Genomic DNA, 14,318 nt, shown 5'->3' with positions numbered 1-14,318 from the left:
TCGGCCAAACTCGCGAGATCGGACGAATGGAGTGTTTGTGGCTGATTCGAAGTGTGATTTGCGGTCTATCCTGCTCCCCGCGTCCGATTTGGAAAGTTCATTGGCCTTTTATCGAGATGGGTTGGGGCTCGGTGTCCGGATGCGGGATCGGGACGACTATGCCGAACTCTCCGCCGGGTCGATAAAGCTCGCCTTGGCGACTCCGGCTGACCATCCGGTGCCGGAGTCGGCGTTGCCGGTGTTCCGGAGCGACGACGTCTCGGTTGCGGTGTCCCGACTGCTGGCGGCCGGTGCGACGGTGTTGTCCGGGCCGGTTGAGGGGGCGCACGAGATTCGGGCGGTATTGCGGGACCCCAGCGGGAACCCTTTCGTGGTCTACCGAAGCCGGGCTTGACCAGTTAACCGATGTGAGGAGTAAGTCTTATGAAGGAGATTTTGTTCTACCTGCCGGCCGTGGGCAGTTATGACCAGATGAAGAAGGGCTTCGCTGGGGTCAACGACAAGAACTACCAGAACATGCTCTTCCAGATCACCAAGCAGGCGCAACTGGCTGACGATCTCGGGTACTGGGGCGTCGCGTTTACGGAGCACCATTTCCACATCGAAGGCTTCGAGGAGTCGAACAACCCGATCCTGCTCGATCTGTACATCGCGATGCAGACACAGCGGATCAAGGTCGGGCAGATGGCGAACGTGCTGCCGTTCCAGAATCCGATTCGGCTGGCCGAGGACCTCGCGATGCTCGACCAGATGACGCGCGGACGCTCCTTCGTCGGGATCGCCAGGGGGTATCAGAAGCGGTGGGCGGACGTGCTCGGGCAGACGTACCACGTCGGCGCCACGTCCTCCGACAAGTCGGAACGCGATGTGGCCAACCGCAAGCGGTTCAACGAGCACTGGGAGATCATGAAGGCGCTGTGGAGCGAGCGCACGACGTCTCTGAAAACCGAGAACTGGCAGGTTCCGCCGCCGGGAATCGATTTCAATCACGAAGCGGTGAATAATTTTGGCGGTGGCCAGGACGATCAGGGCGTGATCACCGAGGTCGGTATCGCCCCGAAGCCGTACCAGAAGCCGTGGCCGCAGGTGTTCCAGCCGTTCAGCTTCAGCGAGGAGTCCTTCCGGTTCTGCGCCCGCGAGGGCATCGTCCCGATCGTGATGAACACCAATGACGAGGTCATTTCTCGGTTGCTGGACGTGTATCAGGAGGAGGCCGAGGCGGCGGGTCGCGGAGCGCTCAAGCGCGGGGAGGGGGTGGGCATCTTCCGCGACGTGCTGGTGTCACGAGACGCCGATGAGGCCCATTACTGGGCCCGACGCGGTAATGGTTTCATCTTCCCAAACTGGTTCGGGCCGATGGGCTTTGCCGAGGTGATGCGGAATCCCGGCGAGACCGGCCAGATCGGGGCCGACTACGACACCCTGTGTGAGCGTGGTTTCGAGTTCGTCGGTACGCCTGACGACATCAACCGCCAGATCGAGAAGTTGGTGTCGCAGCACGACCCCGAGTATCTGCTGCAGTGGCAATACCCCGGCCCGGTGCCGCACGACGTGCAGATGCGCAGCATCGAGCTGTGGGCCTCCGAGATCGCTCCGAACTGGCTGTGAGGCACGTGACCGCCGCGGCCGGACCATTCCCCTCGCCGACCGGCCGCGGCGGCGGATCCCTCTGTCACAACAGGAGGCACTGATGAGCAGCCGCGTTCTACCGATAGATGTGGTGCGGGTTCCGCCCGGTCTGGAACCGCTCCGGGCCGAAGTACGTACGTTTCTCGATTCCGAGATCCGGCGAGGTGCGTTCACCCCACAATGTGACTCCTGGTTGACCGGCTGGGACGAGCCGTTCTCCCGGCGGCTGGCCGAGCACGGGTGGATTGGCATGACCATTCCGCGCCGGTACGGCGGGCAGGGACGGACGGTGCTGGATCGGCAGGTGGTACTTGAAGAGCTCCTCGCCGTGGGGGCCCCGGTGGCGGCGCACTGGATCGCTGACCGCCAGACAGCGCCCTCGCTGCTGCGCTACGGCAGCGAACAGCAGCGGGCGGAGTTCCTGCCTGAGATCGCGGCGGGACGCTGTTACTTCGCCATCGGCATGAGCGAACCTGACAGCGGCTCCGACCTGGCTTCCGTGCGGACACGAGCGGTCCGAGTGGCTGGCGGTTGGCGGCTGACCGGGACGAAGGTGTGGACCAGCGGAGCACATCGGGCGCAGTGGTTCTTCGTGCTCGCCAGAAGCGCACCGGATACCGGAGATCGGCACGCCGGGCTGAGCCAGTTCATCGTGAACCTGCGTGCCGAGGGTGTCACCGTACGGCCGGTCCGGCTGCTCACCGGTGAGCACGAGTTCAACGAGGTACAGCTGGACGGAGTGTTCGTCCCGGATCGGTACGTGCTGGGTGAGATCGGCAGCGGTTGGGGCCAGGTCACCTCTGAGCTGGGTTATGAACGCAGCGGACCGGAACGCCTGCTCACCACCTTCCCCCTGCTCGCCGCGCTCGTCTCCGAGGTACGCCGACGCGCGGACCGAGACCCGGCGGCGGTCGCCGAGATCGGCGCGCTCACGTCCCGCCTGCTCACCCTGCGGCAGTTGTCGTTGTCTGTCGCCGGAATGCTCGCGGCGGGCAAACCCGCCGACGTGGCCGCCGCGCTGGTCAAGGATCTGGGCACCCGGTTCGAACAGGAGGTGGCCGAGCGGGCGCGGATGCTCGCCGACGAGATGCCGGATCCGGACGCGGCGCTGGGCACGTTCACCGGCCACCTTGTTCGCGGTCTGCTTCATTCCCCCGGATACACCCTGCGCGGTGGCACCAACGAGGTGCTGCGCGGGGTCGTCGCCAAGGCGTTGGAGCGCGCATGAACGAGGAGTTGCACGCGATCGCGGCGACCGCGGCTCAGATCTGCTCGGAGTGGACGCCGGAGGCCGCGGCCCGGTACTCAGGCGGGTGGGCTGACGAGGTATGGGACTCCTTGACAAAGGCGGAGTTCACCGTGCTGCCGGTGCCCGAGTCCTCTGGTGGGGCCGGGGCGGGGCTGGCCGAGGCCGCCGTCGTGGTGCACGAGATCGGACGCGCCGCGGTGCCGGTGCCATTGGCGGAGACGGCGCTGTTGGCAGGGTGGCTACTGGCCGCGGCCAGCCGGACGGTTCCGACCGGTCCGCTGACCGCGTCGGCGACCACGGACATGGCAGTCGACCGATGCCCCGGGGGGTACCGGTTGACGGGGAAACTGTCCAGGGTTCCCTACGGCCACCTGGCCGAGCGGGTCGCGGTGCTGCTTGACCGTGCCGAGCCGCTGGTGGCGATCCTGGACTCGCCGAGGGAAGCGTGGGAACGTGGCCGTAACCTGGCCGGAGAGCCCCGGGATACTTTGCTGCTGCAGGACACTTTCGTGCCGGGCGAGGACGTCACCGAAGTGGACGCCACGATCTCCGGCAGGGCATTTCGGGTTCGCGGTGCGCTTGGCCGGGCACTGCTGCTCAGCGGGGCCATGGAAGCCGCACTCGATTCGACGATCACCTACGCCGGGCAGCGGGAGCAGTTCGGCCGCCCGATTTCCCGGTTCCAGGCCGTCAGCCATCACCTCGCGGCGATGGCTGAGGAGGCGGCGGCCAGCACCACGGTCGCGATGTCGGCCGCCACAGCTGGTCAGCAACCGGACTGGATCCTCACGGCAGCGGCCAAGGCGCAGGCCGGTCGTGCCGCGGGCGTGGTGGCGCGACTGGCCCATCAGGTACACGGCGCGCTTGGCTTCACCGACGAGCATCCGTTGCGGCTGATCACCACCCGCTTGTGGTCATGGCGCGACGAGTTCGGCAATGAGCGGTTCTGGGAGCGGGAACTCGGCGCGGCTGCCTGCGCCGCACCAGATCTGTGGACGCTTGTGACCGACCCGGCGGAGGTGCGCGCAAATGGCTGACCTGGAGTACTCCCGGGCTGACGCGGTCGCCACCATTCTGCTCAACCGCCCCGAGCGGAAGAACGCCTTCACCCTTCAGATGGTGCGTCACTGGGCGGACGCGCTGCACGAGGCGGCCAAGGACGATCAGGTGCGGGCGGTCGTGGTGCGCGGTGCAGGCGGCGCGTTCTGCTCCGGTATCGACCTCGACGAGTTGACCTCCGTGGATCCGGCGCCGCTGTCGCGTCGGCGGATGCTCACCGACGAGGTACACCGGGTGGCACGCGCCCTGGAGGACCTGGACAAACCGGTGATCGCGGCGGTACAGGGGACCGCGGTGGGCGCCGGTCTGGACATGGCGCTGATGTGCGACATCCGTCTGGTCGGCGAGTCGGCCCGGTTGAGCGAAGGCTACATTCACGCGGGCCTCATCCCAGGCGATGGTGGCTGCCTGTGGCTTCCCCGGCTGGTCGGCGTTGCCCGCGCACTCGAACTCCTGCTCACCGGCGACGTGGTAGACGGCCCGAGGGCGGAGCGAATCGGACTCGCCAACCACTGCTACCCCGACGGCGAATTGCTCACCCGCACCTACGAGCTGGCCGCCCGCCTCGCGGCACTGCCCCCGGTGGCGGTCGGCTTCATCAAGCGTGCGACATACGAGTCGTTGCACCTGGACGCGCGAACGCACTTGAACATGATCGCCTCACACATGGCCGTCGTGCAATCCACGGAGGACTCGGCCGCGACGTTGGCGGCGCTGCGCGCCAAGCGGAAAACAGGTGTCAAACGATCCGAGCCCAAACTCCCAGAGTGAAACGGTGTCGACGAATGCGACAGATGCAATGTCACGAGCGGTCCGCGCGGCCGATCCAGGTGTCCGGCTCCCAGAACACCGACGAGGCCGACACGGCGGTGCGCGCGGCGGTGGCCGCCTTCGCCCGGGGCGAGTTCGTCGTCGTGATCGACGATGAGGATCGCGAGAACGAGGGTGATCTGATCATCGCGGCGGAAACCGTCACCAGTGCACAGATAGCCTTCCTGGTGCGCCACACGAGCGGCCTCGCCTGTGTGGCCATGGACGGGCAACGGCTGGACCAACTCCGCCTGGAACCGATGGTGGCCATGGGCGACGATCCCCGTGGCACCGCGTTCACCGTCTCGGTGGATCTGCGCGAGGGCACCACCACTGGCATTTCCGCCGCAGACCGAGCGTCGACAATCCGGGCACTGAGCGACCCGGCGGCCGGTCCGCACGACTTCACCCGGCCCGGCCATGTTTTCCCGCTTCGCGCTCGGCCCGGCGGCGTGCTCAAACGGGCTGGGCACACCGAGGCCGCAGTAGACTTGGCGCGGCTGGCCGGGAAGCGACCCGCCAGCGTGCTCGCTGAGATCGTCAACGACGACGGCACGGTGGCCCGCAGGCCACAGCTGGCCGCCTTCGCCCGACGTCACGGGCTCACCGTGCTCACCATCGCGGATCTGATCCGCTACCGTCAGCGCACCGAGCGCCTCGTCGAACGCACATCGCAGGCACCGTTGCCGACACCCTACGGCACCTTCGACGCGTTCTGCTACACCTCCCTGCTCGACGGCACCGAGCACCTCGCCCTCGTGGCGGGGGACGGCGCGAACCGCGACGAGGTCCTCGTCCGCGTGCACTCCGAGTGCCTCACTGGCGACGTCCTGGGTTCCGCGCGTTGCGACTGCGGGGAGCAACTACGCCAGGCGTTGCGCGAAATCGCCGAGGCAGGCAGCGGTGTCCTGGTGTACCTGCGAGGTCAGGAAGGCCGCGGCATCGGGCTCGGGCACAAGCTCCGTGCCTACACCCTGCAGGACCAGGGATTGGACACCGTCGACGCGAACCTGGCCCTTGGCCTGCCGGTGGACAGCCGCGAGTACGGTGTGGGGGCTCAGATCCTGGCCGACCTCGGCGTCCACTCGATTCGCCTGATGACCAACAATCCGGCCAAATACTCGGGGCTTTCGGGCTACGACATCACGATCGCGTCGCGCGTACCGCTCATCGTCACGGCCGGTGAGCACAACGCCGCCTATCTGATGACCAAACGAGACCGGCTGGGACACCGGCTGGATCCGGTCGGCGGCACGCCGACAACCGCCCGGGAGCAGTCGCAGCCATGACCGAGACCACCGCACGCGGCCAACAGGGCCCTCCGGCGCATGAGACGTTCGCGGCGCAGTTTCGCGATGCGATGTCCCGGTTCCCCAGCGGAGTCACCATCGTGACCACGACCGACCACTGCGGAGCGCGGTGGGGATTCACCGCGAGCGCCTTCTGCTCCGTATCCGCGGAACCGCCGCTGGTGCTGGCCTGTCTGGCCGTCTCCGCCGACAGCTACCGTGCCTTCCGCACCTCAAGCAAGTGGGTGGTCAATATCCTCGGCGAAGAGCATGCTCCCCTGGCGAAACGGTTTGCCACCAAGGGAGCGGACAAGTTCGCCGGTGGCGAATTCGACACGGACGCCGACGGTCTGCCGGTGTTGCCAGAGGCGGTGGCCTCCCTGGTGTGCCGGACGCAGGCCCGCCACCCGGCCGGTGATCACGTGATCCTCATCGGCGAAGCGGTCAACGTGCGGCTGCGCGATCACACCCCCCTTGTCTACTACGCCCGGGACTTCGCCCGGCTTTCCGCCTGACAGCGAGGCGGAAAGCCGGTACACCCGGCACCGAGTTCGAAGGGAGAGCAGCGTGGACAGTCTCATGATGGACCGGCCGCTGCAACTGAAGACGCTGTTGTGGCGCGCGGAACGGCTCTTCGGGCACAAACAGATCATCACGCGGCGCGACGACGGCTACCGCCGCTATACCTACGCCGAATTCGGGAAGCGAGTTCGGCGGCTGGCTGACGCGCTGAACCGGCTCGGCGTACGCACCGGTGACCGGGTGGGCACGTTGGGCTGGAACACCGACCAGCACTACGAAGCCTACTTCGCGGTGCCCTGCATGGGCGTGGTGCTGCACACCATCAACATCCGGCTATCCCCGGACCAGATCGGGTACGTCATCGAACACGCCGGGGACAGCGTGCTCCTGGTCAGTCCTGAACAGCTGCCGATGCTGGAACAGATCCGCGACCGGCTCACCAATGTGAAAGCAGTGGTCGTGTTCGGGGATGGCCCGCCGCCGACGACCGCGCTGGGACCGGTCTACGGGTACGAGGAGTTGCTCGCCGACGCCGACGAGGAGATCGAGTTCCCCGATGTTGACGAGGACAGCCCAGCCGGAATGTGCTACACGTCGGGCACCACCGGGGAACCCAAGGGCGTGGTGTACAGCCACCGCAGCACCGTGCTGCACGCCCTGATCCTGTGCCTGCAGGGATCGATCGGCGTCGCCGAGCGGGAGACCTATCTCCTGGTGACGCCTATGTCCCACGTCAACTCGTGGGGCATGCCGTACGCCTGCGCCCTGCAAGGAGCATCGCTGGCGTTGCCGGGAACGCAGCCACGACCGCACCACTACCTGGAGATCATCGAGCACGCCCGAGTCAGTGTCTGCGTCGCCGCGGTGACGGTCGGCATGCTCATGCGCCAGGAACTCGAATCCGGACGGCAATCCTACGTTCTCGACTCGCTGCACACCTTGTGGCTGGGCGGCCAGGCGCCCCCGATCGGCGAGATACGGTGGTGGCAGCAAGCACACGGCGTGCACGTGTGCCAGGGCTGGGGCATGACCGAGGCGTCGCCGCTGCTCACCTTCACCACCCTCACAAGCCAGTTCACCGACCTCGACGACGAGGGGAAGTTCCGCCTGCTCGGCACCCAAGGCCAGCCGATGCCGCTCGTGGAGATCAAGCTGGTCGACGACCACGGCGAAGAGCTGCCCTGGGATGGCAAACACGCCGGGGAGATCCTCGCGCGCTCCCCCTGGGTGGCCCGCGCCTACTACCACGACACACGTTCCCAGGACAGCTTCGCTGGTGGCTGGTTCCACACCGGCGACGTCGGCGTCATCGACCAGAACGGCTACCTGTCGCTGGTCGATCGCGTCAAAGACCTGATCAAAAGCGGTGGCGAATGGATCTCGTCAGTCGATTTGGAGAACGCACTCATGGGGCATCCGGAAGTCCGGGAAGCCGCGGTGGTAGCCGCACCGGATCCGGTCTGGCTGGAGCGACCGATCGCCATCGTCGCCACCAACTCGCCGGTGGCGTCCGACGATCTCACCGAATTCCTCCGTGAGAAGTTCCCCAAGTTCTGGTTGCCGGACCGCTTCGTGTTCGTCGACGAGGTACCCAAGACCGGAGTCGGAAAATTCGACAAGAAGCTGCTCCGTCAACAAATTGCCGCCGGAAACAACCACAGCACGGACAAGACCCCCTGACGCGAAACCAAGTCAAGACGACACCAAGGAGAAACGACATGAACACGGGAACAGCCAACCGGATGTGGGCTTTGCCGGGGGCGGAATTCACACTCGACACCGGCATCATGATCGTCAACGGGCAGGGGCAGGTCACCATTCCGGTACCGTCCTTTCTCATCGAACACGACCGGGGGCTGGTCCTGTTCGACACCGGCATCGCGTTTGAGGCGGCCAAGGACCCGCACGCCGTCTACGGCGACCTCGCGGACGTCGTCGGACTCGCCTACGGACCGGAGGACCGTGTGGACCGGAAACTCGAGGCGCTTGGCTACAAGCCCTCGGCCATCGATCACGTGATCGTCTCGCACGCGCATTTCGACCATGCCGGCGGCATCCGGCTCTTCCCCGACGCTCAGCTGTACATCGGTGAAGGCGACCTGCCCTACTCGTACTGGCCGTTGCCCGCGGCCAAACCCTTCTTCCGGACCGCGGATTTCGACACGACGCGTGACTGGAAATGGAACCAGCTCTCGACGGATCATGACCTGTTCGGCGACGGCAGCATCGTCATCCACCGCATGCCAGGTCACACCCCCGGCAACACTAGCGTGCTGGTGCGGCTGCCCAACCAGACGTTCCTGCTCACCGGTGACACCGTCCACCTCCGCCAGGCCCTCACCGAAGACCTTCCGATGCCGTCGGACTACAACACCTTGCAGGCGGTCCGCTCGATCCGTCGCCTCAAGCAGCTCGCGAGGGCGCACGATGCCACGGTGTGGATCTCCCACGATCCCGAGGACTGGGCGACGCTCAAGCACGCACCCGCTTGCTACGACTGACACCATGGCTGTTCTCGTCGAATACTCGTGCACGTCGTGCCGTGCACGACACGAAGCATGGGTGGAACACCCAATCCCCGCGGCCACCAGCTGCGTGCGGTGCGCGCGCCCAGCACGCCGCCGGTTCGGAGGTGCGCTGTTGCGCGGTACACCCTCAACCGACGTCGCCCGGCAGCCTGGCGGCACAAGCTGCCAGCACGGACCAAGCATCCCCGGTGCTTGCACGCTCCTCCCGACAGCGGCACGCTCACTGGCCGCACGCGCTCGCGGGGACAATCGAGCTCTGGAAGCGGAGATCGCCCACCAGGAAGCCGCCATCGCCGCGGGAACGCTCGACCCCACCGCGACGCCGGTCACGCCGTACCACGGCCACCAGCCGCCGCCGACTACCGCTCCCAGAAACGACTCCTCACCAGGACCCGGCGTGTAGCGAAACGGAACCCTTGCGACTCACCGCGGGACCGCGCCGCCAGTAGGCCTGTCGCCTGTTCCGCGGGCCCCGCAACAGGCCTGGCGAGAAAGGAAGAATACATGTTCGAGGGCCGGATCGCGCAATTCAACGCACCCGAGCAGCCATTTGAGCTGCGGCGCGTCGCGCTACCGTCGATTGGACCGGACGAAGTGCTGGTGAAGGTACACCGAGCCAACATCTGCGGCTCAGACCTGCACGCCTGGCACGGTTCGTTCGTCACCCGCGGGCTCGGCGGGACGCTACCAACCGTGCTCGGCCACGAGATGGTCGGTTCGGTGGCCGCAACCGGCGAACGAGTCACCGAGGACTCCAACGGCGCGCCGGTGCAGACGGGCACACGGGTGGTTTTCCCCTACTTCTTTCCCTGCCACCGGTGTCGGAGCTGCCTGGCGGGACGGCGCGTGTCCTGTCAGAAGCTGACGATGGCCATGCTCGGCGACGCCAGCAGACCACCCTACTTCGTTGGTGGCTACGGTGACTACTTTCTGCTCCCCGCCGGCGCGGTGCTCTACACCGTGCCGGACACGCTGCCTGACGAAGTGGTGTCGGGGGTCAACTGTGCGCTGTCGCAGATGATCTACGGACTGGAGCGAGCCGACCTGAGCTTTGGCGAACGCGTCATCATACAGGGGGCCGGCGGGCTCGGGCTGTTCGCGACGGCGGTTGCCCGCGCCCGCGGGGCCGCGCAGGTCATCGTGGTCGACGCGGTCCCCGAGCGGTTGGAACTGGCCCGCGCATTCGGAGCTGACGAGGTGATCAGCCTCGCTGATCATCCCGATCCGGCGGATCGTATCCGGCGGGCGCGCAAGTTGACCGACGGCGGCGCGGACGTGGTGGTAGAGGTGGTCGGCACCCCGGCCGTGGTGCCGGAAGGCCTGAAGATGCTCGCCCAGAGCGGCCGGTACCTGGAAGTCGGCAACATCAACATGGGACAAACCTACGCAGCCGACCCATCCCGGCTGGTCACCGCGAACAAGAGCATCATCGGCGTCTCGCTGTACGAACCCACAGCGCTGAGCCAAGCGCTCTCCTTTCTCGCGGCCAACCAGCACCGGCTCCCGCTGGACCAGTTCGCCACCACGACGTTTCCCCTGGAAGACATCAACGCGGCGTTCGCCGCAGCGGACAGCCGCAAGGTCGTGCGCGCCAGCATCGTGATGTGAGACCACAGCAACGACCATCGACCGGGAAGGCCGCAGCATTGGACCAGCACGACAGAACACAGCACTACATCGGCGGGCAATGGGTGCAACCCAGCGGGACAGACCGCATCGCCGTGGTCAACCCGGCCACCGAGCAGGTCATCGGACACGTGCCGGCCGGAACCGTCGACGACGTCGACCGTGCGGTGACAGCGGCGCGGAACGCGTTCGATCCCGGTGTGTCCATGGCCGAGTGCCGAGACCGGGTGGCCCGGCTGGTCGCGGCACTGGAGCCCCGACTGCCGGACATCGCCACCACCATCGGACAGGAGATCGGCGCGCCACTGAAGGTGCAGCGCGGTGTGCAGACCGCCGTGCCCATGGCGATCGCCAGCAGCTATCGGGACCTGCTCGAGGAAACGAACTTCGAAGAGCAGGTCGGCAACTCATTGGTGATCCGGGAGCCCTACGGGGTGGTCGGGGCCATCACACCGTGGAACTACCCGCTGTATCAGGTGGTCGCGAAAGTGCTGCCGGCTGTCGCGGCGGGATGCACCGTCGTCCTCAAGCCAAGCGAGGTGGCGCCCCTGTCGGTGTACCAGTTCGTGGAGGCGGCACACGAGGCTGGCCTACCGCCGGGAGTCCTGAACCTGGTGACGGGATATGGACCAGAGGTCGGCGAGGCGGTAGCCGGTCATCCCGGAGTCGACCTCGTCTCCTTCACCGGTTCGACGGCGACCGGCAGGCGCGTCGCCTCGATCGCCGCGGACACCATCAAGAAGGTATGCCTCGAACTCGGCGGAAAGTCCGCCAACATCATCCTCGACGACGCCGACCTCGACACCGCCGTCAAAGTCGGCGTGGGCAACGCATTCCTCAACTCCGGCCAGACCTGCGCGGCATGGACCCGGATGCTCGTGCCCGAATCACGCTACGACGAGGCGCTCCTGCTCGCCCGCCAGGCCGCACAACGCTACACCGTCGGAGACCCGTTCGACCCAGCGACCAGACTCGGCCCGCTGGCCTCACAGACCCAGCAAGCACGCGTCCGCGGGTACATCGAACGTGCCGTCGCGGACGGAGCCCGACTCGTCACCGGCGGCCCCGAGCCCGCACGCGAGCGCGGCTACTTCATCGCCCCCACCGTGCTCGCCGACGTGCACAGCGCCTCCGAACTAGCACAACAGGAAGTCTTCGGACCAGTACTGGCCGTCATGAGCTACCGCGATGACGACGAGGCACTCCGGATCGCCAACGACACGATGTACGGGCTCTCCGGCGCCATCTGGTCGGCGGACCACCGGCGCGCGATCGCCCTCGCCCGCCAGATACAGACCGGGCAGCTCGACATCAACGGCGCCCCCTACAACCCACGCGCACCATTCGGTGGCTACAAGAAGTCCGGCATCGGCCGCGAACTCGGTCCCGCCGGCCTCGAGGAATATCTCCAGACAAAATCAGTCCAGCTGCCGGACTCGGTCATCAGCCAGCAAGAGTAGTAGGGAAATCTCAGGTTTTCTGGCGCAGCCCAAAATAGAGACATTCCAGAGTTTGTCGCACCGTGGCCATGAAGGCAGGCCGCAGTGTCTGCGCCGAGTACCGTGCGCGTCACGAGCTGCCGTCGCTTCCTCGTGTCACACCGGGGCGTCGAAAATCTCCTCCGCGCGTAGACCACTGGTGTCTCGGGCCGAGTGAGTGTGTTGGATGGATGCGGCCGACCAGGATCGTATGGTCGCCGCCCCGGGTAACGCGCCTCGACCCGCACTCAACCGTCGCCACCGCATTCTGAAGGCGGGGCGTTCCAAGTACGCCCTCCTTTCGTCGCAACCGAACGGCGAAGCCGGTATGGCGCGGGCCTAGGATGCTGACGGCGAACCGGTGGGTGCGCCCGAAGGCGGAGTGACAGTCGGCCGACCTGTCGAGGCATACCAGAACAAGCGGGGACTGACGGACGGGGCCCGCGAACGCGCTCGCGGTGAAACCCAGCGACGGCCGGCCGCGTCGACGGTGGTGACTATCGTGACCCGCTGGGGAACTGGCTCGTGGCTTCCCGGAACAGCCCTTCGTCCACAAGCAGACCGCACTCACTCATGTCGCTTCTCCGGCGGCGACGAGGGTGAGGCCGAGCAGGTCCCCATCTTTCCTGCTTCGTTCGCGGGTACCGAATGTTGTGCGACGTGTGCTCGCACACCACGGGCACCCCTTCGACGATCCCTATTCCATATCCCGCGCCCTGCGCATTTGGCAGGGTCGTTGGTGAGCCGAGCCGGGGTCTGTCAAGAAGCTGGTGTAACTGATCTTGTCGGTTCTACTTCTTGTTCGTGGTCAGGCGTCCGGGGAAGGTGAGCTCGAAAGCGTTCAACGGCGCCTTCCAACGGGCGACCCAGCGTTTGCGCCCAGTGCCGGTGGGATCGAGGCTCATCAACGCTAGGTAGACGCACTTGAGCGCGGCGGCCTCGGTCGGGAAGTGGCCACGGGCCTTGACCGCCCGTCGGATCCGCGCGTTGATCGACTCGATGGCGTTCGTGGTACACACCACGGTGCGGATCTCGGCGTCGAACTGCAAAAACGGCACGAACTCCGCCCAGCTGTTCTCCCATAGCTTGATGATCGCCGGGTAGCGGGCCTCCCACTTGTCACCGAAGGCAGCCAGCGCGTCCAGTGCCGCCGACTCGCTGGGCGCGGTGTAGAGGGGCTTGAGGTCCTTCGCGATCGCCGCCCAGTCCCGCTTGGAGGCGTAGCGGAAGCTGTTGCGCAGGAGGTGGACGACGCAGGTCTGGGTGATCGCTTGCGGCCACACGGTTTCGATGGCCTCGGGCAGGCCCTTGAGTCCGTCGCACACGACGATACACACGTCGGCTGTGCCGCGGTTCTTGATCTCCGAGAGGACCCGCAGCCAGTACTTGGCTCCCTCGCCGTCGCCGTGTTCGCCAGCCCACAGCCCGAGGATGTCGCGGGTGCCCTCCACGGTGACGCCGAGCGCCAGATAGATCGGCCGGTTCGCGACGTTGCCCTCACGGATCTTGACATTCACACAGTCAATGAACACCACCGGATACACCGCATCCAGCGGCCGGTTCTGCCACTCGGCCATGCCGTCCATCACGCGGTCGGTGATGGTGGTGATGGTCTGCTTGGACACCTCGGCGTCGTACACCTCGGCCAGGTGCGCGGCGATCTCACCATGCGTGAGCCCCTTGGCGGACAACGAGATCACCAGATCATCCAGCCCGGTCAGCCGGCGCTGGCCCTTGCCCACCAGTTGCGGCTCGAAACTGCCGTCGCGATCCCGCGGGGTAGCGATCTCCACCGGGCCGGCCTCGGTCAGCACCTTCTTGCCGCGCCGGCCGTTGCGAGAGTTCCCGCCGTTGCGGCCGGCCGGGTCATGCTTGGAATAGCCGAGATGGTCGTCCATCTCGCCTTCCAACGCCGACTCCACCACCTTCTTGGTCAGCATCGCCAGCAGGCCGCCCTCACCGGTCAACTGCAGACCCTCGGCCCGCGCCCGATCCGCCAGCTGCTGCACCAGCTGATCGTCCACTCCATCCGCCATCGCCGGAGCCTTCGCCTCGCCGCCGTTGCCCGTCCCATCAGTCACAGATGTCTCCTTCACCTCAGGAGTTACACCAACGAAATTACAGTCCC

Annotated in this window: 13 protein-coding genes; 11 read left to right on the top strand and 2 right to left on the bottom strand. The window is 66.4% G+C overall.

Annotation, left to right across the window (positions count from 1 at the left end; genetic code table 11):
* The first annotated feature begins 37 nt into the window (after positions 1-37).
* From DI005_RS12770 to DI005_RS12720, 11 genes are all read left to right on the top strand, one after another.
* The gene (locus tag DI005_RS12770; RefSeq protein ID WP_199542770.1) at positions 38-394 is read left to right on the top strand and encodes a VOC family protein; all 357 of its coding nucleotides are present in this window, start codon (positions 38-40) and stop codon (positions 392-394) included.
* Positions 395-423: 29 nt separating this feature from the next.
* Positions 424-1,608, top strand: coding sequence for an LLM class flavin-dependent oxidoreductase (locus DI005_RS12765; protein ID WP_110341379.1), 1,185 nt, complete (start codon positions 424-426; stop codon positions 1,606-1,608).
* 82 nt (positions 1,609-1,690) lie between these two features.
* The gene (locus DI005_RS12760) at positions 1,691-2,857 is read left to right on the top strand and encodes an acyl-CoA dehydrogenase family protein (RefSeq protein WP_110341377.1); all 1,167 of its coding nucleotides are present in this window, start codon (positions 1,691-1,693) and stop codon (positions 2,855-2,857) included.
* On the top strand, positions 2,854-3,915 hold the full coding sequence (locus DI005_RS12755; protein ID WP_110341375.1) for an acyl-CoA dehydrogenase family protein: 1,062 nt from the start codon (positions 2,854-2,856) through the stop codon (positions 3,913-3,915). Before DI005_RS12760 ends, DI005_RS12755 begins: the two co-directional genes overlap by 4 nt.
* Positions 3,908-4,708 (top strand): enoyl-CoA hydratase/isomerase family protein, encoded by an 801-nt coding sequence (locus DI005_RS12750; protein ID WP_110341373.1) that lies wholly within the window; start codon positions 3,908-3,910, stop codon positions 4,706-4,708. The genes DI005_RS12755 and DI005_RS12750 overlap by 8 nt, the downstream gene beginning before the upstream one ends.
* 14 nt (positions 4,709-4,722) lie before the next feature.
* Positions 4,723-6,036: a bifunctional 3,4-dihydroxy-2-butanone-4-phosphate synthase/GTP cyclohydrolase II gene (locus tag DI005_RS12745; RefSeq protein WP_110341371.1), complete on the top strand. Its 1,314-nt coding sequence runs from the start codon at positions 4,723-4,725 to the stop codon at positions 6,034-6,036.
* Positions 6,033-6,551, top strand: coding sequence for a flavin reductase family protein (locus tag DI005_RS12740; protein ID WP_110341369.1), 519 nt, complete (start codon positions 6,033-6,035; stop codon positions 6,549-6,551). The genes DI005_RS12745 and DI005_RS12740 overlap by 4 nt, the downstream gene beginning before the upstream one ends.
* A 52-nt stretch (positions 6,552-6,603) precedes the next feature.
* Positions 6,604-8,238: a long-chain fatty acid--CoA ligase gene (locus DI005_RS12735; protein WP_233520114.1), complete on the top strand. Its 1,635-nt coding sequence runs from the start codon at positions 6,604-6,606 to the stop codon at positions 8,236-8,238.
* Positions 8,239-8,276: 38 nt separating this feature from the next.
* The gene (locus DI005_RS12730) at positions 8,277-9,059 is read left to right on the top strand and encodes an N-acyl homoserine lactonase family protein (protein ID WP_110341365.1); all 783 of its coding nucleotides are present in this window, start codon (positions 8,277-8,279) and stop codon (positions 9,057-9,059) included.
* 531 nt (positions 9,060-9,590) lie between these two features.
* A complete protein-coding gene (locus DI005_RS12725; RefSeq protein ID WP_110341363.1) occupies positions 9,591-10,694 on the top strand; it encodes a zinc-binding dehydrogenase in 1,104 nt (367 codons plus the stop codon).
* A gap of 38 nt (positions 10,695-10,732) precedes the next feature.
* On the top strand, positions 10,733-12,172 hold the full coding sequence (locus tag DI005_RS12720) for an aldehyde dehydrogenase family protein (protein ID WP_110341362.1): 1,440 nt from the start codon (positions 10,733-10,735) through the stop codon (positions 12,170-12,172).
* A 109-nt stretch (positions 12,173-12,281) separates the two neighbouring features.
* Here DI005_RS12720 and DI005_RS39680 read toward each other — a convergent pair whose 3' ends face one another.
* Entirely contained in the window at positions 12,282-12,761 is a 480-nt protein-coding gene (locus tag DI005_RS39680) for a flavin reductase (protein ID WP_110341361.1), read from the bottom strand.
* 220 nt (positions 12,762-12,981) lie between these two features.
* Entirely contained in the window at positions 12,982-14,226 is a 1,245-nt protein-coding gene (locus DI005_RS12710; RefSeq protein WP_110341587.1) for an IS256 family transposase, read from the bottom strand.
* Positions 14,227-14,318: the final 92 nt, after the last annotated feature.

Origin of the sequence: Prauserella sp. PE36 (assembly GCF_003311655.1) — a bacterium.
GTDB lineage: Bacteria > Actinomycetota > Actinomycetes > Mycobacteriales > Pseudonocardiaceae > Prauserella_A > Prauserella_A endophytica.
This window is presented reverse-complemented; position numbering and strand designations above follow the sequence as displayed.